24 protein-coding genes and 1 pseudogene are annotated in these 22,431 nt (G+C 38.3%); 17 read left to right on the top strand and 8 right to left on the bottom strand.

Translation table 11 applies throughout. The features are described from left to right. The first annotated feature begins 236 nt into the window (after nt 1-236). From ACOTYB_RS04750 to ACOTYB_RS04715, 8 genes are all read left to right on the top strand, one after another. Nucleotides 237-1,079 carry a DUF6387 family protein gene (locus ACOTYB_RS04750; RefSeq protein ID WP_032667114.1) on the top strand — a complete coding sequence of 281 codons (843 nt, stop codon included), beginning with the start codon at nt 237-239 and terminating at the stop codon, nt 1,077-1,079. A 169-nt stretch (nt 1,080-1,248) separates the two neighbouring features. Beyond that, nucleotides 1,249-1,461: a helix-turn-helix transcriptional regulator gene (locus ACOTYB_RS04745; RefSeq protein WP_016243656.1), complete on the top strand. Its 213-nt coding sequence runs from the start codon at nt 1,249-1,251 to the stop codon at nt 1,459-1,461. Between the two features lie 19 nt (nt 1,462-1,480). Beyond that, nucleotides 1,481-1,798 (top strand): hypothetical protein, encoded by a 318-nt coding sequence (locus tag ACOTYB_RS04740; RefSeq protein ID WP_032667204.1) that lies wholly within the window; start codon nt 1,481-1,483, stop codon nt 1,796-1,798. Between the two features lie 85 nt (nt 1,799-1,883). After that, entirely contained in the window at nt 1,884-2,180 is a 297-nt protein-coding gene (locus tag ACOTYB_RS04735) for a hypothetical protein (protein WP_016243654.1), read from the top strand. A gap of 50 nt (nt 2,181-2,230) precedes the next feature. Beyond that, nucleotides 2,231-2,467, top strand: coding sequence for a hypothetical protein (locus tag ACOTYB_RS04730; protein WP_421765757.1), 237 nt, complete (start codon nt 2,231-2,233; stop codon nt 2,465-2,467). 54 nt (nt 2,468-2,521) lie between these two features. Further along, entirely contained in the window at nt 2,522-2,887 is a 366-nt protein-coding gene (locus ACOTYB_RS04725; RefSeq protein WP_409248792.1) for a hypothetical protein, read from the top strand. A 61-nt stretch (nt 2,888-2,948) separates the two neighbouring features. After that, nucleotides 2,949-3,191 (top strand): DNA-binding protein, encoded by a 243-nt coding sequence (locus ACOTYB_RS04720; protein WP_421765756.1) that lies wholly within the window; start codon nt 2,949-2,951, stop codon nt 3,189-3,191. A 269-nt stretch (nt 3,192-3,460) separates the two neighbouring features. Beyond that, complete coding sequence (locus ACOTYB_RS04715; protein WP_032667203.1) at nt 3,461-3,811, top strand: DUF6404 family protein; 351 nt, start codon at nt 3,461-3,463, stop codon at nt 3,809-3,811. 63 nt (nt 3,812-3,874) lie between these two features. Here the strand turns inward: ACOTYB_RS04715 and ACOTYB_RS04710 are convergent, their stop codons facing one another. The 3 genes from ACOTYB_RS04710 to ACOTYB_RS04700 all read right to left on the bottom strand — a co-directional run bounded on the left by ACOTYB_RS04710 (nt 3,875) and on the right by ACOTYB_RS04700 (nt 5,783). Then, nucleotides 3,875-4,279 carry an H-NS family nucleoid-associated regulatory protein gene (locus ACOTYB_RS04710; protein WP_032667110.1) on the bottom strand — a complete coding sequence of 135 codons (405 nt, stop codon included), beginning with the start codon at nt 4,277-4,279 and terminating at the stop codon, nt 3,875-3,877. Between the two features lie 158 nt (nt 4,280-4,437). Then, complete coding sequence (locus tag ACOTYB_RS04705; RefSeq protein ID WP_032667109.1) at nt 4,438-4,905, bottom strand: DUF4756 family protein; 468 nt, start codon at nt 4,903-4,905, stop codon at nt 4,438-4,440. Nucleotides 4,906-5,048: 143 nt separating this feature from the next. Further along, the gene (locus ACOTYB_RS04700; protein WP_032667108.1) at nt 5,049-5,783 is read right to left on the bottom strand and encodes a DNA-binding protein; all 735 of its coding nucleotides are present in this window, start codon (nt 5,781-5,783) and stop codon (nt 5,049-5,051) included. 881 nt (nt 5,784-6,664) lie between these two features. Between ACOTYB_RS04700 and ACOTYB_RS04695 the strand changes: the two genes are divergently transcribed. The 4 genes from ACOTYB_RS04695 to ACOTYB_RS04680 all read left to right on the top strand — a co-directional run bounded on the left by ACOTYB_RS04695 (nt 6,665) and on the right by ACOTYB_RS04680 (nt 8,922). Continuing rightward, nucleotides 6,665-7,006: a hypothetical protein gene (locus ACOTYB_RS04695; RefSeq protein WP_409248791.1), complete on the top strand. Its 342-nt coding sequence runs from the start codon at nt 6,665-6,667 to the stop codon at nt 7,004-7,006. A gap of 496 nt (nt 7,007-7,502) precedes the next feature. Beyond that, on the top strand, nt 7,503-8,069 hold the full coding sequence (locus ACOTYB_RS04690) for a hypothetical protein (protein ID WP_060682413.1): 567 nt from the start codon (nt 7,503-7,505) through the stop codon (nt 8,067-8,069). Nucleotides 8,070-8,084: 15 nt separating this feature from the next. Continuing rightward, nucleotides 8,085-8,636, top strand: a complete 552-nt coding sequence (locus tag ACOTYB_RS04685; RefSeq protein WP_103786792.1) for a lipoprotein — start codon at nt 8,085-8,087, stop codon at nt 8,634-8,636. 10 nt (nt 8,637-8,646) lie between these two features. Continuing rightward, nucleotides 8,647-8,922, top strand: a complete 276-nt coding sequence (locus ACOTYB_RS04680; RefSeq protein ID WP_109885680.1) for a hypothetical protein — start codon at nt 8,647-8,649, stop codon at nt 8,920-8,922. Nucleotides 8,923-9,035: 113 nt separating this feature from the next. Here the strand turns inward: ACOTYB_RS04680 and ACOTYB_RS04675 are convergent, their stop codons facing one another. After that, on the bottom strand, nt 9,036-10,097 hold the full coding sequence (locus tag ACOTYB_RS04675) for a hypothetical protein (protein WP_109885681.1): 1,062 nt from the start codon (nt 10,095-10,097) through the stop codon (nt 9,036-9,038). An 881-nt stretch (nt 10,098-10,978) separates the two neighbouring features. On the opposite strand from ACOTYB_RS04675, the gene ACOTYB_RS04670 reads away from it, so the two are divergent. Further along, the gene (locus tag ACOTYB_RS04670) at nt 10,979-11,938 is read left to right on the top strand and encodes a hypothetical protein (RefSeq protein WP_219988342.1); all 960 of its coding nucleotides are present in this window, start codon (nt 10,979-10,981) and stop codon (nt 11,936-11,938) included. 41 nt (nt 11,939-11,979) lie between these two features. Here ACOTYB_RS04670 and mobQ read toward each other — a convergent pair whose 3' ends face one another. Then, nucleotides 11,980-13,392 carry a MobQ family relaxase gene (mobQ, locus tag ACOTYB_RS04665; protein WP_409248790.1) on the bottom strand — a complete coding sequence of 471 codons (1,413 nt, stop codon included), beginning with the start codon at nt 13,390-13,392 and terminating at the stop codon, nt 11,980-11,982. Nucleotides 13,393-14,073: 681 nt separating this feature from the next. Between mobQ and ACOTYB_RS04660 the strand changes: the two genes are divergently transcribed. The 3 genes from ACOTYB_RS04660 to ACOTYB_RS04650 all read left to right on the top strand — a co-directional run bounded on the left by ACOTYB_RS04660 (nt 14,074) and on the right by ACOTYB_RS04650 (nt 15,208). Beyond that, nucleotides 14,074-14,406 (top strand): DUF3892 domain-containing protein, encoded by a 333-nt coding sequence (locus ACOTYB_RS04660; protein ID WP_223229567.1) that lies wholly within the window; start codon nt 14,074-14,076, stop codon nt 14,404-14,406. 200 nt (nt 14,407-14,606) lie between these two features. Beyond that, nucleotides 14,607-14,858, top strand: a complete 252-nt coding sequence (locus ACOTYB_RS04655) for a hypothetical protein (protein ID WP_049842670.1) — start codon at nt 14,607-14,609, stop codon at nt 14,856-14,858. Continuing rightward, a complete protein-coding gene (locus tag ACOTYB_RS04650) occupies nt 14,855-15,208 on the top strand; it encodes a conjugal transfer protein TraD (RefSeq protein WP_409248789.1) in 354 nt (117 codons plus the stop codon). The genes ACOTYB_RS04655 and ACOTYB_RS04650 overlap by 4 nt, the downstream gene beginning before the upstream one ends. A gap of 127 nt (nt 15,209-15,335) precedes the next feature. Here ACOTYB_RS04650 and ACOTYB_RS04645 read toward each other — a convergent pair whose 3' ends face one another. Continuing rightward, nucleotides 15,336-15,734, bottom strand: a complete 399-nt coding sequence (locus tag ACOTYB_RS04645; RefSeq protein ID WP_100280108.1) for an H-NS family nucleoid-associated regulatory protein — start codon at nt 15,732-15,734, stop codon at nt 15,336-15,338. 182 nt (nt 15,735-15,916) lie between these two features. On the opposite strand from ACOTYB_RS04645, the pseudogene pilV reads away from it, so the two are divergent. Then, nucleotides 15,917-17,320 (top strand): annotated as a pseudogene (gene pilV / locus ACOTYB_RS04640) (shufflon system plasmid conjugative transfer pilus tip adhesin PilV). 157 nt (nt 17,321-17,477) lie between these two features. Here the strand turns inward: pilV and ACOTYB_RS04635 are convergent. Next, nucleotides 17,478-20,438: a type III restriction-modification system endonuclease gene (locus tag ACOTYB_RS04635; RefSeq protein WP_409248788.1), complete on the bottom strand. Its 2,961-nt coding sequence runs from the start codon at nt 20,436-20,438 to the stop codon at nt 17,478-17,480. 9 nt (nt 20,439-20,447) lie between these two features. Next, a complete protein-coding gene (locus tag ACOTYB_RS04630) occupies nt 20,448-22,424 on the bottom strand; it encodes a site-specific DNA-methyltransferase (RefSeq protein ID WP_421765755.1) in 1,977 nt (658 codons plus the stop codon). Nucleotides 22,425-22,431: the final 7 nt, after the last annotated feature.

The following is a 22,431-nucleotide window of genomic DNA, read 5'->3' as shown; positions in this document are numbered from 1 at the left end:
ATTCCTGTTTTTCATCAAAAAACTTATCCAGTCTTCATCCCTTCCTGTACAACAAAACCCTTTAAAAGCAGAAATACGATAGCAGGGAGCCTCCGGAAATTTAGTAATCGACGGATGATTTCACACCAATCTTAAGAACCTACCAGCAATAAGCTCAGCTGACCTACGCCATTACTGGACAACCTGTTGTTCTGTCAGTTAAAACAACTAAAAATGGTAAAACGGACAGCACAGTAATGAAACGAAGTGAACTCAGGAAACTATTGGAAGAATGGTTTGATGTAGAGCGGTATGAAGCGATAAAGGAACTCACCCTTCAGCAATTCTATGTTGAGGTTGAGCGGCGTATCTTGGCTTACAAGATGTTGCTGAAACGGGATACATTACCGCCTCTGAACAGACTTTTATTAGATGATTACCGCTATAAGATCCTCAGAGGTGAAATTTTTTTTAGCGGCGACACGTCCACGCAAGGACATGGGCTTGCCAGAACTTACGCAGTGGTCCCCGTAACCCGGAGCAACGCACAATTATATGCGAAAAGTTTAACTCTGATTGGAACCCATCCTGAAACATCCCAAAGAAGTCAGTCTGAATATATGTCGGAGTACCTGAAGGAATCCGGCATCAAAAGTCTGTCCTCAATTACTGTCGATATCTTCCTGCAAGAGGCTTCAACCGAAGATATCATCGAACACCTGAAGGTGCTCATTCCCCAATGGAAAAAACAGCTAAAAATGAACGATCCGGCTGTTCGGAAGTATCGTTTTGGTAAAAGCACGTTGAGAAAAATCATCGACTATCGACTCATCCCTATGATGGATCTCATTTTTTGGGGGGCAGATAATAATGATACCAAAATCTCACTGTCGCTGATGTCATCGCTGCTTCATGAGAACAGCGAGAAGGATAGGGATGAGGGAATGCTTAAGGTGACTGACTATCCGCTGGCTATGGCGTTGCTGACAGATGAGAACTATCTGAAATCGTTTGAAGATTACATGATGGAAAACAATGTATTAAAAGACACAAAAATTGTAGATCACGTCAAAGACGAGAAGAAGAAAGAAGATAAGTAAAAAAGGGTTACGTTCGCCCTGAGCGAACGTGATCACATCCATCCTCAACCATTTTTTTTCTGTTCACCTACCCCCATTTTTTTCGAAAAAGTCTTTTGCCAACATCCCTAAAACGCCATAAGCGAATTAGCTATTATTGTCCTCGTCGAAACAACAGAGGAAAAAACAAATGAGAAATGAAATCGCAGGTAAAAGATTAATCCGTGTTCCTGAAGTTCTTAGAAGAGTCGGATTTAGTCGAACCACAATGTATGAGCTTATTAAGGAAGGCCGATTCCCGGATAAGGTAATCATAGGGGCAAGATCTGTAGCCTTTGTGGAAAGTGAGATTGATGCTTGGATTGAAAATACTATTTCAGATTCACGCAAAAATAATAAATAACATAAAAGAGGAAGCGAAAATGAAAGTGCAAAAAATAGAAATAAATGTTAGCAATGATGATACAAAATACTTTGTTCTGAAAAGCGGGGAAGACTATGACTACTATTTGCGATGTATGCATGAGTATATGGGGGAAAGATTCTATCATAACCTTGAAGACGATGGTTATATGGAGGGTGTTTTAAAATCAATAATAGAGAATGGTAAGAAAGATTTTAATGAGTTCTTGAAAAAACATAAATATAAAGCATCGATTAAAAACGTATATTTTGATGAAGTGCTTGTCAACCTGAGGCAGATACATCATGTGATGAGTCACTATATTTTATATACATAATCGCTGTCGTCATCTATTCGGCCCCGCAAGGGGCTAATATAAAACGAAATGAATAAAATAAGCATTTAATTATGAGGATATAAGTATGTCTAAAGAAACTGTTATTGAAAATAAATCAACAGAACTGTTTTATGATCTTGCTTGTAGATCGTTTACAGCAAGCTGGAATCTGTTCATGGAAGTGAATGGTGATGGAGATGCCAATGACTATCTGGATGATCCGGATTTTATGAGTCCATTTATTATTTATGTGATTGACCATATTCAGAATAACTTTGAGAGATTTACCACGCAAGAAGGAAACTGTGGTGATATTAATCAGGTCAACTTTGAACAAGTAGCAGCCTTACTGGTAGGGTATTCAGAAAACTTTAGAAAGTAAGAACTAATCTTGCCCCGGAAGGGGCTAACTATAAACAAAAGGAAAAACAGATGAATAATGATATGACAGTAATCGTAAGTATGTTATGTGAAAAAACACCTAAAGTGATGAGCCTTATCCAAGAGAGCTTGGATATATTTATCGCATTAAGAGGTAGCTCTGTCGAAGAAATCATGAATGATAAGACCTTGTTAGATGATTTAAATCGTTATGTAAATGAGACACTGTATGATGAGATGGATGTGGAATATGGTTCTGTAATCATCAAAATAGTATCTAATAAATAGTATTAATACCTTCTCGATATGTATCTAATGTTTAACTTAATAAAAGGAATCAGTATGAAAGAGATTATTTTAAATGAAAGTAATAAAATGGTAGTAGATTTTATCACAAATGTATTACAGGGGTATTGCGAAACGATCTATAGTATCTCTGAAAAACAGCCTGAAACAGCCATGAATATTTTAACAGGGGAAATGTTATCAGAGATACTTTATGATGTTTTGATTGCCTGTGAAGTTGAAGACTATGTTAAAAGTGGAAGAGGCAAAGATGTATCTGAGATCAACATGGATAAGTTAAAGGAAACGATTTTATACTGGCATAAAGAGCATATCATTGAACTTGTACTGAAAAACATAAAACCGGATGATGCAGAGGAGCATATTTACTGGAAGTTAAAAATGACTGTGAGTCAGTATTGAAAATGGCAATATTCCCTCGTACAGAGGGAAATAATCCTGTAATGAAACGGAGATAACCAATATGATTGATGAATTCCATGTTATGTATATGTATAAAAAAATCCAAGCTGAAGCTGCAACGACAGATATGAAAACACTGGAGCAGCTTTTGAAGAAGTTCCGCCAAGTCGTTGCGGAGCGCCGGGAAAAATACTATCTGGAGATTGGTGAGAAAAAGGCACAAAATTTGAGGGCCAAGAGATTACAACAGTTGCTTGAGAAAATGGGGCGTGACCGTGTATCGCCGGAAAGTTTATTCAAATAATGATAGCCCGGACACGAAATGTGGACGAACATACCGGGTAAACTGATAACAGCAATTGTAATAACTCGACTGGTGAAGGTATTGTTAGTTTGTCTAAAGCATACAGGGGTGTTGAACTGATGTGATAGTTGCCATCTGACAAAGTAGTGCCTGAAAGCCTTTCTACTTCCTCAGTGGAGAGAACTGAGTGAGGTTTTGGGCAGACCATTCCATTGCTAAGCTGGCTTTTCATGCTGAGATGGGTTCTGATGAAATTAGAGAGGACTTGCATGGATTTTGAAGAGAAAAAAGAACGAGCCATTTCCATTATGAAAAGCAAGAAAATGTGGAGCAGTAACTATGCCCCCCCTCTGCTACGCCTTGCATGGAAAATGGGTATCAGGATACCTCCGTTGCCTTTCGCTCGATTCTGGCAAGTTGCTTTGTTAATGGGAATACCGATTGGCTCTGTCTGGGGTATACTGATGTGGTTTTTTACATGGAAGGAATCGGGGATGGATCCAACTGATGCTATTGCTAGAAGTTTGTTATTTGACGTTTGGATGGGGATTTCTATGGCGTTGTACCATTGGTGGAGAAGAGTAGCCAATAATCTTCCCGACTGGGATAGTCTTAGATGAATATTCGAATAATTTCCGGGCCAGCTATATTGAGAACAGTGAAGCCCGGATGCGCCGTATCAGTTAGATCGCGAAGTCTTCCAGTGTTTTACCGGCTTCAATAGCAGCAGTGATTGCTTTCGGAGTACGGCCCTGACCCGTCCAAGTCTGCTCATTACCGTTTTCATCTGTATATTTGTATTTGGCAGGGCGAGGAGTACGAGTCGATTTGGCTTTAGGCTGAGATGAACCAACCGCTGCAAGAAGTTCTGCTGGATCAATACCATCGTCTAACAGTTTTTGACGGAAGGCTTCCAGCTTAGCCTGACGTTCTTCTTGTTCTTTACGGATGGCACTTTCTTCCTCACGACGATCTTCAACGATTGCTGTTAACTTTTCCAGCATCTCTTCCAGAGTTGCCAGATCTGTTTCACGAGCATGTGCGCGAAGTGTACGAATATTGTTCAGTGCCTTGAGAGCTTCACTCATAGTATGTTATCCCGTATTTTAAAATAGATGATTAGTAAAAAAATGTATCCGGTGCTGTTGAAAAATCAAAAACATACAGTTAGTAGATAATATAGTAAAAATTACCGCTTGAGCAATCTAATACATCCCATTTTACACGAAATAACATAGTGTCATTTTTAAAGAGACATTTTTCTACGTTTTTGGCTTGATGAATCGAACTCTGACGAGATTTGAGAGAGTTGCTGAAGACTTTGTTCAACGGAGCGTTGGAATTCCATAGCGGCTTCTGTACGCTGCTTTATGACTAAGGCAATTATTTCTTCATCGCTTTTCTCAAGGAGATTTCTCCTGTAGAGACTATACGTTTCGAGCTTATCAATGTTTTTAGAAGCAAAAGCGGAGGCTTGGTTAACAGGGTTAAGCTCATCAAGAAATTTATCAAGAAGAGATTCCTTTTTTCTGTTCAAACGACGTAGTTCGGTATGTGCTGATTTGAATTTTTGCGCTTTAATGAAAGGAATACTATCAGCACGAAGTTTGCGATATTCTTTTTTGTATTCTTCAATAGAAATGTGATTTTTTAGTTCTTCGACTGTCTTTAAATATTGTATTAAATCATTGTTATCTGTTTTTACGTTTCTCATGAGAATACCTCGTTAATAAATAGTGGATATATTTATATGTTAAGGTATATAGAGAAAGTGTCAAATTAATGAGGGGTTAAATATTTTATTCCTGCCTTCGTTGCATAAAAGTATTAAGGATGTTTTTTCCTTATTGTCCTGTTTTAGGATGCAACTTTTAAATAGGTATCGATATCAGCCACGTCTTTTCTTGCCGCCTCATTTTCTTTTGTTCTTTTATATACCTTGCGAGGTTTATCGATCTTGACACTGTTTTTAGCACTAGGAACAGCATTATTTTTCTTCTTCTTGCTAAAAACAAAGGCATCTGTGTAGATCTCTTTATTTTCAGTTTCCAAAGATAAGTTTCGTCTTTCTTTCTGTGAAAGATCTGCATAATGCTCTGGATATTGTTCAATATCAGCATTGAGGCTTTTTGCATTACTCAAATGCTCTTTACGTTTTTCATCAAGTTGATGACTCATACCCTTGGCAAAAATATTAGAGTTGATATACAGGTGTCCATGATGTTCAACGAGAATACCTTTTTGTTTTAGCTTTTTGAATATGTTTGACATATTACCGGATGCGATATTCAACGCTTTACAGAGTGATGACTGTGAGAGGTTGATTAGGTTTCCAAACTCCATATATTCTAAGATATAAGTCAACACGCGGAATTCATTCTTAGATATATCCAGATCAGAAAAAACACGAAAGTTTGAAGTAAAAGCAAAAACATAAGGCTGTGCAAATGAGATCGCTTTATCTTCTTCTGTTGCAATAACGGTGGTTGATTTTATATCTTTGTTTTGTAGCAAGTGTCTTGCGATATCAATCTTTTGCTCTGTGGTTAATGTTTCAAATAAGCGAAGTAGTTCAGTGTCATTAGTATTCATATTATTCTCTCTTATAGTTCTTATTATGCCTATTTAATACTATGCAGAAAAATGAAAGTCAATAGTTAAACTATAAATAAAATAGAACTTTTATTATTATGATGTTGCTATATGTTAAAAAAACTATGTTTAAACATAGATTCCGCTATGTTTAAACATAGGAGGGTTCTATGTTTAAACATAGGTGTCTGCTATGTTTAAACATAGGAAAAAAAGGTGTGAAGCCTTGATTTTATTGGGCTGGGATAGTGCTTATAATTAAATAATTAGTAAGAAGTTAAGAGAGTCCAGTTTTCCTTTTATCTTATGTGCAGAGCGTTTTACGTGAAAAAATGTGGTTTTCTTGGGGTGTTTTTTCAGCGAAGTGATTGTTTCGTGCAATCACGCAGCGCTGCTGATGTTTTATGAATACTATAATTGTTTTACTTTTAATTTAATGGCGGCTACGCCGCAATTCTTTATGGATAAATCCATCATTAACAGGGATGAACCCTGTTTCAGCAATGTGATTGTCTTGAACAATCACTAAGTGCTGCTTCTATGAATATAGTTTTCCTATGCGTTTAAGAGCAAATGCTATATGTTTTAGTGCTAATACTATTATGGTATATAAGATCATATATATCTTATTATGATTAAAAGAACAAAAATTGATCCTTTTGGCTTTTCCCTCAAACATAGCAAATACCATTGTCAAATCGTTAAATATATTTTACAGCGTTAGGGCGTAGCCGTGCGTCAGCACATGAGCGTTAGCTCATAAGAGAAATATCTTTTCAAAAGAATAAGAAAAAACAGGTAAAACGTTTATTATATGAGTTAAATTTGATTTTTACCGATTCGATATGGTATTAAATAATAAAAAAGAAGGAAAATAATGAATGAACAACATTAAGATTATTACGCTCTTTCATACAAATAAAAAAATACCATTTATGACTTGTATTGTTAAAAATGTTGAAGAAGATGAACAAGGAATAAAACTCACTTTACAAAATGGTGATAATATCCATGTCAAAGATTATGACTATTTCTTCTTATCAGAATCAGCAAATGAGTGTGATCAGGAACGAATGATTAATACATACAGAAGATTGATTTCTGAACTCAGCCAAGTTAGCGAAGAAACAATAGAGTCCTTAGTTCCGAAGATATCGAATAATATGAAAACCAATTTCCCGGCAAGTGGTGTTAGTGCTTTGGAAGATGATTTAAAAGTCTGAATGGTAGCTACCATTCCATATGAAACAGTATATTAAAACATGCGTTGCATACAGGTTTTTACAACACCATATCTGAAGATAGCTACATTACCTGAGATCTAACAATACCTGTCTGCGTAATGGTCGACAGGGTATTATCTGTTCCGACCTATACCTTTCTATCTCCATCCATGTGCAAACAGCTACTGACATGGCTCTTCGTGTACATTACACCTCTTATTGATCGATAAAAAAGATCAATAAACTACATTTGATAGATTTTAACTATCAAATTAGCGTCAATTGATCGGTGTTTTAATTGTTTATATCGATCGATTATAGATATATGATAGATTTGATCTATCAAATGATTTGAATTCGATCGATACAAACGATATGACGAACAGAAAAATAAATTGAATCCTATCAATTGATTAATGCTTTTTTACAGCCCAGAGAGACCAACCTATGGGTAGGGCTGTCTTTGACATAAAGTTTCCACACATTGGGGATAGATATGAAATTACGGATAGTGATGCCTCTACTGCTGTCTGCTGCCGCACTGACAGGATGCCAGCAGCTCAACGATGGTGTGAATACAGTTAATGGAGCAATCAGTTCTTCGTTGTCTTCAGTAGGTAAAGCGCTGGGGGGCACCGCCACCACTCAAAGCCTTGGCCCGGTATCGTCTGTATCTGGCCTTGGTGCTGTCTGCAAAGACTATGAAGAAAACGCAATGGCGGCAGAGAAACAGTGGACTGGCAAAAGGATCTCTATCACCAATGCCACTGTTCTGGAAGTTACGAAGGGCAGAAGTGCCAGCGATATGATGACGGGAATGCCCAAAACAGCCCCTAACTATTACCTGCTCTTTAAAACAGCCGATACAAGCTACTGCGGTGGCATGGTATGGCTGGATTACTACTCTGGTATTGATGATGCAGTTCTTACCTATAAGAAAGGCCAGAAAATCAGCGTCACCGGAACTGTAAATAATTTCGAAGTCCGTGGGTTCGCTACCGTCAACAACGCCGATATGGCAGTTCGTCTGGTTGTTCTGAGAAACGGCACAATCAATCATTAATTCTGGGATAACACTATGCGTAAATTTTTACTCGTGGCGGGTCTTGCTGCTCTTGTATCGGGATGCGGTGAAAAAGGCGACTTTGAGAAAGCGATCAACGGGAAAATATCACAGTCAAAGCTGTGCTACTCCCTGCAGGACAACGACATTGTATTCAACAAAGGTTTTCCGATTAAGGTTAACCGTGGCTACCGTTCTGCCGGATACAGTGCCAGTGATGAAATCCTGAAAGGACTTGCTGAACAAGGGCTGCTCACTGTTTCACAACAGGCAAATGGGTTTAGCAGTGTCGATGTTCTGGAAGTAACAGACAAAGGCCAAGCGGTTGAGTTTTGGGATCGTAAAGATGGTGCCTGTATTGGTCATCGTGCGGTTGCTGAGATAAAGGAATGGACTGAACCGGGAAACGGTAATCAGAAAATTGTTCGCGTGTCTTATACATGGAAGTTGGCGGATGTTCCTGCATGGGTGGACAAAAAAGCGTTCTCCAGCGTCAAGGGTATGAATGAACCTGAAGACGGCATGATTAATCTTGTTAAAACCAGCAATGGCTGGAAAGCGATCTAAGAGGTCTATTATGGAAAACAAAACTATCCAGTGTCCGTTTTGCCTGAAAGAGAGCCAGCGAGGTGTGCATGTTTGTACCGGCTGCATGGCGACTGTTTTATATGGGGCTTACCCCGGCTGGTATGCTGTTGTGGTTATCTTACTGACATTCGGCCTGTCTATCCTGATCGGAATGTCTACAGGCATAGCGGGGGCAACTATCAGCCTACCAATAATTGCTATTATCAGTTTTGTTGCTGGTAAGGTGATCTTCTCTGATAATGTTGTGTTTAGGCGAAGAATGTAATATTAAATCATAATTATTTAAACCACATCATTTTACAATGATGTGGTTTAAAATATGCTATCTTGCTGAGCTAATCATTATAATTCTAGCATTCATAATGATAGTTGTATTTATCAACGTGCAATATTCTGCTTATCAAGAAAAATAGCACGATTCATACCTGTGCGTTCAAAGATTGCAAGGTTAAGTAAGAACGCTTCAGACCGAACTGTATCGCAAGGAAGAAACAATGAAACAGGATCTCCTGAAATCGTTAACATAAAACAAAGATTATTAAGGAGATTTATCAATCTAAGGTAGTTTCCTTTTGTATAGTATTCCGTCATGAAGCCATGAAGTATACTGTGTCGATTTAAATTACTTATCCCTGTATCATTCTGTGTGTTTTGATAAAGGTGTTTTTCTATATAGTTTCTACCATTTAATGCAATCTGGTATCTTTCTTCAAATCCGGCGAAGAATTCTTTGGAACTAATACAAATAGGTTTCCAGTCATAATCACGGTAGACATAATCATTAATGTAGAACTTTAGCCATGCATCATAAATACTAAGTAAAAATTTAGTTCCCACATTTTCAGGTTCATCTAGCCCAAGTCTAATACCTAACGATCGAATAGTGCTTTCAATACAAGGTAGGAGAGTGGTTATTGCTGAACGATATAATCCGAGACAATATGTCTCTGTTGTTTCTCTTATCTGTACTAAACATTTTTCGAGAACGGGAAATTTTGAGTAGTGTTCTATAACTAAGAGTGAAAGCACTTCGGGAGGGAACATTGATGTGAGAGAACGTTCACCTGCCAGTATTTTCATCTCCCGACTTGGCGCTTTATTTATTTGACCACAGTTATGTGAAATAATACCGAGTGATACATAATTGGGAAGGATTATCTCAGCTTCATTTAATGTTTCACCCATGGCTTTTATAAGAGTATTCTTTGATCTATATACTTCAAGTTGTGGGATGAATGCCTTGTATTCTTTATAGTACACACAAAAGCCATGAAGGTTAGTCATACAGTTTGTAATGGTGGCTGGCTGAACAGAGAACTCACCACAACCTAATTGTTCATTCAGTATGGAGTTCAGGATTTCGATATTATCACACTTGTTATTCATTCTTTTAAAAGTGCGATATATTTTTCTGAATATATTATCGATGTCATTTTGCATTGCAAATTAACTTCCTTTAAAATTAATATAAAAACTACCACCATTCATCAGGATATACTAGCTGATAATCTCAAAAAAAGACATCCTTCTGTGTCTGGCTGGGTTTGTTTACGGGGTTTTGGTTGCTGCTAGTTTTGTTATGTGAGTCACCTCTGGTTGAGAGTTTATTCACTATAAGGGAAGCACATTATGTGATTATGGCAGGCGCTTCTTAGCATGTTAACGCTAAATCATCAGTGTCATTGAATGCGGCAGTTACTGGGTATTTATCATCACTTTATGGAGGCCGCAAGCTCCTTCTCCGGCAGCAAACATGAGCTGGTTAAAGTGTAGCGGTATTAGGCGGGGCAATTTAGTGTTATGATAGTCATCCCTCAGTCTGGTTGGAGATTTTTGATTTGACAATTGATCAGATCGTACAATCCGGGCTGGGTTCCCTCAAAGTGATCTACTATTCCGCGTAGCTATTTACTGATTTTATTTGAAAGAATATGAGACATTTTTTGACCGCTTTAGTATAATCATCCGCCATAGATGCATTTATCTTTTGATCATAAAAATTATGCACTAATGAATTTCTTGTTTCTAATCATTTTTGTATAATATTTAAGTTGGAGGCTTTCTCGTCAATATAATGTTCTAATGATGAATCATACATTTTTTATGTTAAATGAGAGTATGTCATAGAAACACAATCTAAGTCGGTTCTCATATAATATTGGGCGTTGCAGTCGCTATCTGATCGTTCAGCATTGAGAGTAAGGTTTGGATAGTGGATTAGTTAAATGGTAGTATGATATTATACCTATCTTGATTTAACGCTTGATTCATAATTACAAATTAGATAGCATTTGTTTTTGTTTGTAATAAGGTAATTAAAAATGGCGAGGAAGTTTGCTTTTAATACATTGTACATCATTGATATTTTGGGTGAAAATGATTTATATTTGCCAAAGGAAATAGAAATAAATACGAACAGAGGCTGTGAGATTTCATTAAATAATAACACTGCATCACAGCTTTTTAAATCTGTATCCTCGTTGAACTTACCTATTCCTGTTTATTTTGTCAAAATACATAATCGGCCGATGCTTCACTCTTTCTTTACAGATTTGGAAGTGGTTGTTAGAGAAAAGAGCTTAATTCCTATATTGCATTTTGAATGTCATGGCTCGTCAGAAGATGGCGTTTTTCTTCCAACGATTAAAAAATATGTATCGTGGTCGGAAATTAATGAATTTTTATTAAAAATCAATAAGCTCATCAACAATAATATCCTTGTGGCTATTGCGGGGTGTCAAAGTTATAAATTAATAGATAGTATTGAATACAGTAAGGGTAGTCCGTTTGGTTGTTATGTCGGAGCAAACAGCGTAACACATGATGGCATTATCAAAAGATTTAAGGATTTTTATCGACATATATTCTTATATAATGACTTTGAGGCTGCTTGTGAAATCTTGGGTAATGACTTTTCTGTTATCTTTTCATATGACATATGCATGCGTGAGGTATTACTTCCAATTGTATTGAATTATTTTGGGAAAGATAGAAAAGATTTAGTAGAATATACAGTTAACCAAATGATAGCTAATGGTCAACAAGGGCCTATAAGTTATATTAGAAAAATAGCGAAAAGTAGATTAAAAAATCTTGGTAAATACTATGAGGTTTCAGGTAAGAGGTTTTTGCATGGAAATAAGCCACTCCCTTTTTCTGAGTTGGAACGAATCGCTCTAACGCTTAAAGCAAGCCTAAATGATGAGGCAAAATTCAATGAGGAATTGAAAGCGGCAATCCAATTCAAAAAACAATTATTTATCGGCAAAGGAAATAAATAACCACTATTTTATAGACTATAATTTTAAGGAAAAAATAGAAATCATTTGTTTTTATCAAAATTTGAAGGTTTCAATGATGGATAATACCTGCTTTTTCCTGATAAAGATGGCTGGGAAGGTATAAAACCAGCATTGTTATTCATTGTATGTTGGTCACTGTTTGCTCGACTTGGGAAGCGCCTGATTTCATCCGGTGTTGGACTATAACTTTGACTGTTAAATCTGGCACGTCTTTCATACTCAGCGCGTGGCACATAGATACCCTGAACCTCATCGAAGACATAGTTTTCAGCAATACGCTTATCATGTTCAGCATCAACTGAAACAGGGGAAGGTTTTCTTCTGGCCCAGACGAATTTCTCTCTTATATATCCGGCTACCAGCAGCGTGAAACGTTTGAACACACCAGTCTGACGAGGTTCAACTGTCTTCCTCTTAACTTTAACAGGAGCGCGTTTATTCACTCTTGCAGTTGAAGAGGATTGGTTTTTCAGTGTAGTGCGTGTATGAGGTGCAGGGGCAACCAGAACAGGTTTTTGCGAGTCTGAAGATGAAGCTCTCCCGGTATTATCCGGGATAACAATTTCTTCAGGTTCAGCCAGTGCATGAACCCTAAAGCTGGCAACATCAACCACGATGTCTAATGGTAGATCTTTAAAGGTAAAGTAGGCTTCGTCAGCTTCTTTTTTCAGCTCATCACGTATCGCTTGCTCTGCAGCACGTTGTTCCTGAGCGGCAACAGTGCCCCAGCGGTCACGAGGAATATGAAGTATTGGATCGCGGTTTGTTTCAATAGCTTTAGCCAGCCAGATTGCTTTCTCTTCGTTTGTAGCAGCAGCTGTAGCCTGTTCAAGGGCTTCCTCATACTGAACCCTGATAGAACGGTGATCGATGTGTTCATCATGACCATACAGGTCAAGGAACCCATTACAGATGTCCTGCCAGCCTTTACGCCAGCTATCAAGGGTTTCAGGCTTGTCCCACTCACGGACCTTTTTACCAAAGCCGGTAGAAAGAACCTCACGGGTGGTTCCCATTATATGGATATGCGGGTTATGACCATTAATATCGTGAATAACAACATCGGCAATGATGCCTTGCTTGGTAAAGTGCTCAAGAACAAAAGCTGCAGTGAGTTCAATGTTCTGCTCTGGTGTTAGCTCAGCGGGGAGGGCAATCTTAAACTCTTTGGCAAGGCGGGCATCTTTTCTCTTCTCTGAGGCTTCGACAGCATTCCAGAGTGTTTCACTGTCAACAATCAGGGCAGGAGGGGTATGTTCAGGTGCAAAAATCTGCGCAAAGGCAAGGTCCTTTTTATGTGCTGTTTTGCGACCACAAACTTCACCCGTTCTGTTATCGAAGAAAACTTTACGGTGACGATATGCAGCAGAGTTAACCGAAGACTGACCTTCGCCTCTGCTGATGTTCTCCATTTTAAAACTGTATATCGCCATCCAAGTATTCCTCAATGCCAAATGCTGCTTTTCGTTTTACGTAAGGAAAACGCCGGGGTTGACGTTGACCTTGATTTTGTTTCCGAAGGAAACGGTTTTAGCCTGCGGCAGGCAACCGTCGGTAGACCCCACGGCATTAGAGCGAAGCGATAATGCGTAAGTGGGCATTGCTTTATTTTTTATCGCCATAAATGGCTCAAAAATAACGGCAATGTATAAGGCTTTCCTTTATTAATTAATACTAAATATATGAATGGCTGTAAAACAAACCGCCGAATTAAGCGGCGCAATCTGGATGAAAGGGCGAAGTGTTCCACGATATTACATAAATGGGGTTTTGATAGCGTCCGAAGGACAAAAAGAGTGTTAATTTATCCCGCCGTAAGGCGGGAAAAACTAAAACATAAATAAAATAGTTAAATTTAGAGATGACTTCTCCGTTATATAATTAACAGGTGAGGTTTAAAAACTAGGGTGAAAAACCGAAAGGTGAAATGAAAATCATATATAAACAAAAATAAGTAACGCGGAGAGTATCAGATATTTTAAGTTAGTAGTTGCTATCACTTGTGTTGCATAAATTACAAAGTGCGCGATTCAGGTTCTTGTTGACTGGAAATCGTGAGGATATGGCCTAAACTCAGTCTGCATCATTTCTTAAAGCAGTTTGATGCATTGGGAATGATGATCAGTTTATTAATTACATACAGCAATTATAATGAGGATAAAATGTCCGAACATCAAGTGTTATGTATCAATAAAAGCAATCGCCAGAGTGCTCATGAAAGGATAACTCATATTGGCGGTAAGAATGCTGATGGCACCAGATGGAAGCTCACACAGCAAGAGGCTATAAGCGGAATAGAATCTGGGAAATGGAGATTTTATGTTAATGCAGGAGGACATTCAGTGTGGGTGATTGTTGCTGTTAGCGCTTCTGGTAACAAATACTTAAAAACACAAAATGATGGCGAACAGCCTAATAACCTTTTGAGTCTTCCTGAGTGCGCATAAGTGTTAAAGAAAGGGCCTTTTGGCCCTTTCTTACTATTTACTGCGCTTACCATGATTACTTCTGAATGTAGTTAGTTATAGAGATAATTTTAAAGTCCATTAAAAGACTTGAAGATATATAAAAAATAATTTTTGTATACTATTGATTAATTTATTAATTATGCTAATTGGTGTTAAGGAAATAAAGGCAAGGAGGTTTTATGTATAAAAATAACGATGAAGCCATCGATCTTGAAGCAAAAAGATTACTTGATAATGGAATCTATACCGATCTGGAAAAAGCGTATAGTGAAGCAGAAAAGATAATCACAGAAATAAGAGTTGAGTTTAAAAAGAAACAGGAAAAGAAACAGTTCCGTTCCCGGATTAAATCAATCAAACGAGCACTTTCAGATGATGAGTTCAGAAGTAATATTCCTTATAATCATAGGCATCAGTGGAGAAAAGAATGAGTGAAGATGAAATAAAAAATACCTATCTAACTGGCAATATTTTTCAGAGTGATAGAAGTAGGCCTGAAATTAAGAAAACACTTGAGCAAAAAATAGCAGGAGCACAAAATAAGCTCAATTATCTTAAAGCAAAAGAAAAGAGGGATAACAAAAAAGAAAATACACGACAAAAAATAATTCTCGGTGCAGAGGTTGCCAAGGTTTTAAACTGTGATATAAATGAGGTAGATAAACAATTACTCTTTGGAATGTTGTTAGAAGTTCCATCTTTACATACACACGATATCGAACAGTATAAAGTAAATGGACAAATCTATATTGAAAGAGTTCTCAAAAAATTCAGACCATAAAATCATTTCACGTCCGAACAGCTCTCCGGCTTAAAACTTGTTTTAGGCTGGGGAGCTGTTGACCAAGCCTCAGAGGGCGCGGTAGTCAATTTTTACTGCCTTCCGTGGCAATAAATCACACCCCATTTCAGATGGCGAAATCTTCCAAAGTTTTACCACCTTCCAGTGAAGCAGCAATCGCTTTTGGTGTACGCCCCTGACCTGTCCATGTCTTTTCATCACCATTTTCATCAATGTATTTGTATTTAGCAGGACGAGGAGCACGAACAGCAGCCGGACGGGAAGATTTAGGATTAGCCAGCAGCTCTGATGGGTCAATACCATCTTCAAGCAGTTGTGCACGAAGCGCTTCAATTTTGGCCTGACGTTCAGCATTTTGTTGCAGTGCAAGTGATTCTTCTTGGCGTCGCTCTTCAACAATAGCAGTTAATTTTTCCAGCATCTCTTCTAAAGTAGCCAGATCTGTTTCTCGTGCCTGTGCGCGAAGGGTTCGGATGTTATTAAGTGTTTTAATAGCGTCAGTCATTATCTTTTATCCTGAATGTTTAAGGTCATGAGCAGGATAACATACAAAAGACGATAATGGATAAAATTACCCCGCCTAAAATTTATTGTTAAGTCTTTTTTATGGATTATATCTTAACCAACCTTGACCTCTTTTTTATTTTTGTTAATTGATATGTACGTGAAACAAAAAGGACGATGAAAATGAAAAAACAAAATAAAAAAGGGTTCTCATTACTTGAACTCATTTTGGTGCTGGGTGTTGGTAGTATGATGGCTTTTATGCGTTTTCAGGATATGAAAACTGAACAAGAAAATGTTATGGCTAAGGCTGTTGGTTAACAGATGAAGCAGATAGGTGAGGCGGTAAATGGCTATATCAATATCAGATATGACAAGCTTTCTACGCTGACGTCAAGCAGTAGTCAGTCAAGCGATCCGGGTCCCCGTACCTGTAATGGTTCAGGTTGTGAAATCACTTATCAGACACTCATTAATGAAGGGTTATTGCCAGTATCATATACCGGGGTAAATGCCCAGAAATCTTCTTATAAGATAATGTTAAAACGTTCAGGAGCTACTCCTAACTATGTGGTTAATGGCTTAATCACAACAACTTTACCTTGGAGTGAAAGCGGAAAACTTCGCTACGATTTATTAGGTAAAGCTATGCAGGAAGCGGGTATTGACAGTGGCATGACAAGAACAACATCAAATGCTTTCGGTTATGGTGGTCAATGGTCTGAAACCTCTGCTAATTTCAATAATATTACCTCCGCTGGACAGTTGGCTTTCCGTGTTGGGTTTAATAGTGCATTATATTCTGTTTATTTAAGACGAGATGGAACACTGCCAATGACAGGAAATCTTAACATGGGTGGTCAAAGTGTCTATAATGCTCAGGATATAACAGCAGCAGGAACGACAACAACAGGAATATTAGAAACTAATACTGCTACCGTTGGAGCAACATTAAACGTAGCAGGAGTTACTACATTAGCCTCTGATCTTAATGTATCAGGAAACGGACAAGTCAATGGGAACTTAAATTCTAACAAAACCCTATCAGGCGCAACTGTAACGTCTCGTTCTGAAACCTATACTCAAAACTGGTTTAGAACATTAGGAGATGGAGGAATTTATTTCCAAAAGTATGGTGGTGGTTGGAATATGGGAGATACAGCTACAATAAATGCGTATGGCGGTAAAAATGTTCAAACATCCGCTGGTTTCTATGGTGGATATATAAAATCAACAGGAAATATTGATGCTAATGGCAGAGTAAATGCTGGTGAATTTATTTATATAAATGGACAAGCGAATGTAGGATGGGGATGTTCACCTAATGGATTACAGGGAAGAACGCCAGAAGGGGCTATTTTATCTTGTGTTAATGGTGTGTGGAAAAGTAGTTCTGCAAGAATTGAGAGAACTCAATTTTTAGTTTCTAGTGGTAGTAATTATGGAGATATTTGTCAATCCAACATTAATAGTAATGGAATGGCAGCACAAGGTTGGGTCGCAAGTGGGTCTGATGCTTGTACTGAGGACGGGAATAATTGTTCAGTGGACAATGTTAGATGTTTTGCAATAAGAATTGTAAATTAAGAGATTAACTCTTACTTACTATAATTGAAAGAGTTTTGATAACAGGTCTCGACCTGAGCATGAAATAATCACTCACCACTATCTGGGGGTAAGGGCACGGAAATCGAGTTGGTTTAATTCAAAAAATAAAAAGAAAGGGCCGCTTGGCCCCCTTCTTTTATATGCTGCTCACAACCTCATTTAGATTGGTAGAGCGCATGTATCTAGCAGGATTATTCATCTGATCTTTGAGTGAGATAAAATGAGCATTACCACAAGTAATTTTCGCATCTTCTTCATTACCAAGACCAATGTGTTTACTTTTTGTTTCTACAACAAAGTAAATATGTTCTTCACCATTGTCTTCAATAACTAATGCCCAGTCAGGATTGTAAGTTCCTAGTGGTGTCGGGATTTTAAACCAACCGGGAAGCTTTACATAAAGCTTAACTTCATCCTGTTCTTCGAGTTCCTGAGCGAAACGGCTTTCGACTTCAGAATCTTTAGGAACGTATTCGTAAACTGACTTAGACGAGGTTTCAAAAAGATTACGGGCATATCCTGTTAGCTCTTTATCCATAAAGAGACTTTGCGCATACACCTCTCCTTTTAGTGGATAATATTTAATACCATCAACAATTGACAGGCGTTTGCAGTAGTTGATTCGGCCTATAGCTTCGCTGATAAATTGTTGCGGATTTTTGGCAAAATCAGCGAGTTTTCCACTCTCTTTAAGGATATGGCCTAAACTGCGTCTTGTTAGTCCAGTCTGTTCCTGCAGAACACCAAGAATATCAGGTAGTGGCTGCTCTGCAACATCTATTACAGAGCTTGTCGTTCCATTTGACTGAACTTCAACACCAAGACCTGACTGGCTTTGTTTTATGGTGGCTTTACTGAAACTGACCATTGCTTTTGCTACAGGCTGCATTTCAGAAAGTGATTTCGTACAGGATTTGATCAATGAATCTTCATCAAATGCCAGACGATACAATGTTTTTTGACTAATGCGTTGCCATAACGCTTCGAATTCCGGGCTGTTTAAAATCTCTTTCCGGTATTTGATAGTTTTACGCTCATCAGCATTGTTTATATTGAGTCGTCCTGCTGATTTACGCAGGATAGTTTCAATTTGTTCCTGTAGTGAGGCATACTTCTCACTAACAACAAAAGTGTTTTCGAATAATACTTCTTTCAGGGCTTTGGTGATTTTCCCGGTTTTTTCCAGATAACCTTCAGCATGTAGTTCAGACCATATCTCCTGTGAAGCGATGATACCTACAACTTGTGAGGAATCAGAGCATATCAGATGGGCAAACGCATCTTTTTCGATGATACCAAAATGGATGCCTGTTTCGTTCTCAATTTCACTCTGTAGTCGTTCAGCATAGGCTTCATAATTTTCACTGGCAACGACAGTCAGAATGTTAATGCTGTCATCACGTATACGCTCACCCTCTTGGTTAACGCACAGGCGAAGACCACGGCCTAAAGTCTGGCGGCGTTCTCGTTCACTTCCCATCTCTCGAAGGCTACAGATCTGGAATACATTGGGGTTATCCCAGCCTTCTTTCAATGCAGAGTGTGAAAAAATAAACCTTACCGGATTGGAGAAACTTAAAAGCTTCTCTTTATTTTTCATGATGAGATTATAACCACGTTCCGCATTTTCGCGGCCTGCATTATTGCTTTCGCTTGTTTCAGCCCATCCACCTTTTTTATCAATGGAGAAATAACCATCATGAACGTCTTTAGCATGTTCTGGATGAGAAGGGAGCAAATCTTTATATGCGGGGCTTTTGATCGCTTTTAGATATTCTTCTTCAAAGATACGAGCATATTCACCCGGTTCACGAAGTCCTTCTTCATTAGTCTGGCGATAGAAATCAACCTTATCAATGAAGAACAGGGTGAGAACCTTGATTTGCTGGGAATTCAGGCGAAGTTCTTTATCAAGATGTTCACGAATTGTACGCCTAATCATATGACGCTGGATGAGCATCGGGTCAATATCACCCACGACATCACCCACTTGCATATAGTAGGTATTAGAAGGCGTCTCCAGTGTCAGATAGCCTTCTTTGCCCGTGCGGATCTCACTTATCCTGTATCCCTGATAAATATCACGCCCCGTTTCGTCATCAAGTGTCATACCGTCATGCACGGTAATTTCAGAACGAGTTACATTCCCTTTTTTATCGGCTATATCAACAATAACAGTCGCGCTAATGCTATTCTTCTTACTGTTAATACTGACCAGTTTTACATAGGGACTATTGCTTGCATTTTGGACTTCAAGCCCGGCAACTTCGATTTGTTTCACCAGTTTCTGATTGTAAGCATCAATGGCATCGAGGCGATACACCATATGATGTTTATGCACATGTGTCGCTGAATAGCGTAAGGTGAACATGGGGTGCATAGCATCAAGTGCGGTTTTACCCGCACCGTTTAAGCCACCATCCACACTTTGCGGTTCGTCTACAATAATAATTGGACGCGTAGCACGTATCAGATCAATTGGCTTATCCAGATCGTCAACGGTTGTTTTTTCACTGGACTGATAGAGCTTATTAACGTCTTTTTTGTTAATCGCACCCACAGTCATTACCATGATCTGCATAACAGAACTGGTTGCAAAATTTCGAACATCTGCAGGTTTTGCCGAATCATACAGATAGTACTCGTATGGAACTCCCGCATAAAGGCTTTTGAAATGTTCCTCAGTAATTTGTAGTGTTTTATAAACGCCTTCCTTGATGGCAACGGAAGGAACTACGATGATAAATTTGCTCATGCCATATCGTTTATTCAACTCAAGCATGGTGCGAAGATAAACATACGTCTTACCTGTCCCTGTTTCCATCTCGACAGTAAAATCATGGCTGTCGAGTATAGGTGAGGGAGGAAGCTGATTTTTCAACTGAACATTGTTTAAGTTTTTCAGCAGAACATCATCTTCGGGTATCTGTGGGTTTACAGGCATTGAACCTGTTGCGCCTTCAAATGAGAGTGCACCCTGAGCTGGGGCCAGCACAGTCATTTCGCTTTCCCATTTCTCTTGCCCTTCAAACAAATCACAGACCGATGTTATGGCGTTTTGCTGATAGGTAAGGTCAGATTCAAAATGTAGTTTCATCTCATTCCCTTACAGGCTGTGCAAGTTTGTCAGGCCATGCTGTTCCAGAATGGCGCAAAGATTTGTTTTAGCAACGTTATTTTCAAATGCGTCATCAAGGAAATAGCAGACCGTATCTTTGCCAGCTTTTAAACTCTTATGCCAGTCAATGATCCCCTTGGTTAGTGCCTCAACAGAAGAGGCAGGGATTTGACGGGTAAAGCAGGTAAACAATTTGCCACCATCAACACAAGAAACAGTTAATTCATCAAACTGACGGGTTTCAACGTTTACACTCAGATCAATACCACGCTTAAGCATCAGTTCAGTCAGCAAGTCTTCTTCACTACGACCTTCAAGGATTGGGCTTACATAAGCATCAAGCTGTTGTGAAAGCGTTTCGGCGGAGGCTTCCCACGGACGGATATTAGATGTATCGAGTTTGAAAACACGAAAACCAACATCACCTTTCCATTCTGGATTTTCTTCACGAACTTTTTTACCTGCACGACGCAGGCGCTCTTTAGTAAGTTCGGCAACATTATGTTTTAAATTATTTTTTCTACAATATTCTACTGCCGTTTTTTGAGTTTCCTTTTCGGCTGACAGTGCTTCTGGAATTTGTACTAAAATATATTTACGGTGGCAGCGATCTTTCGCATTTTGTAACATGACTGCATGACCAGTTGGACCTGAGCCTGCAAAAAAGTCAAGAATAATATCGTCACCCTTAGCTATCATCTGAATAATGTAACTTATTAAATCAAGAGGTTTCGGATAACCGGCAAAGCAAGCTCCTATCTCAACAAGTTGTGCTGTTGCCTTTTGAGTACCACCAAATCCATTTAGAACGGAAACTACATGGCTTTGTGAATCGGAACGTTTTTTCACAACTTCAATAGTTCCAGTTTGACTTAGTACAAAACTGGTTTCTTGTCCTTTACTATCAATAATCGGATTGCAATTGTTTTTTATAAAATCCAAAAGTAGTTCTTTCGAACTCCATCCACTTTCGATAACTAAAGGCTTTGTTAATTTGTTATCACTAATTTCTGGATCTGAATGGTAAATAGGCCACGTATTCTTAGCACAGTTAACTCTTCCACTTGTAATATCACAAGGGAATCCAACAGGAAGTATTATCTTACTTGACGGGTTTTTAGGCCCATTCTTCACAATGGTATTTCTAATCTCTGGTTTAAATAATTTGCTCCCTTTTGGTATGTTAGGGTCTACTATAGGAGGATGTGGGAAATTAATTTCTTTTTTTGCATATAGTAATATATACTCATGACAATTTTTTATTTTGGCTTGATTATCAAAGTTGCCATCTGTACGCCAAACAAATTGGGCTAAGAAGTTTTCTTCGCCAAATATTTCATCCATAATAATTTTAAGCTTCGATGCTTCAATGTCATCTATTGAAACAAAAATAATGCCATTTTCACTCAATAAGTTTTTAGCAAGTTTTAAACGAGGATAGATCATATTCAACCAGTCTGTGTGATAACGCCCACTGGTTTCTGCGTTTGTGGTGATTCGTACCCCATCTTCTGTTTGTCCTGTCATTTCAAGATAATTTTTCATGTTATCTTGGAAGTTATCAGAATAAACAAAATCTTTCCCGGTGTTGTAAGGAGGATCGATATAAATAAGCTTAACTTTTCCGGCATAACTTTTTTGAAGAAGTTTTAACACTTCAAGGTTATCACCTTCGATCATGAGATTTTTGGTGTTATCCCAATCAACACTTTCATCTTTACATGGGCGTAAGGTTCCACGGGAAGGGGTAAGAGCAAGCTGACGAGCCTGACGCTTACCATGCCAGTTCAGGCCATAGCGTTCTTCTTTGTCGTCTACATTCTCACCCAAAAGCTGCTTTAAAACCTCAAAATCAACACTGTCTTCATTAAAAGCTTCAGGAAACAATGATTTAAGCTTGGTGATGTTATCAGCAGTGATATTCATTGATTGCAGTTCGGGCATTTCAGGCGAAAGTTTGTTCATTGACCAT

The sequence above is a fragment of the Enterobacter cloacae complex sp. IR5450 genome (assembly GCF_049238665.1).
GTDB lineage: Bacteria > Pseudomonadota > Gammaproteobacteria > Enterobacterales > Enterobacteriaceae > Enterobacter > Enterobacter hormaechei_C.
The sequence above is the reverse complement of the archived record's forward strand: the minus strand, read 5'-3'. Positions and strand labels throughout refer to the sequence as shown.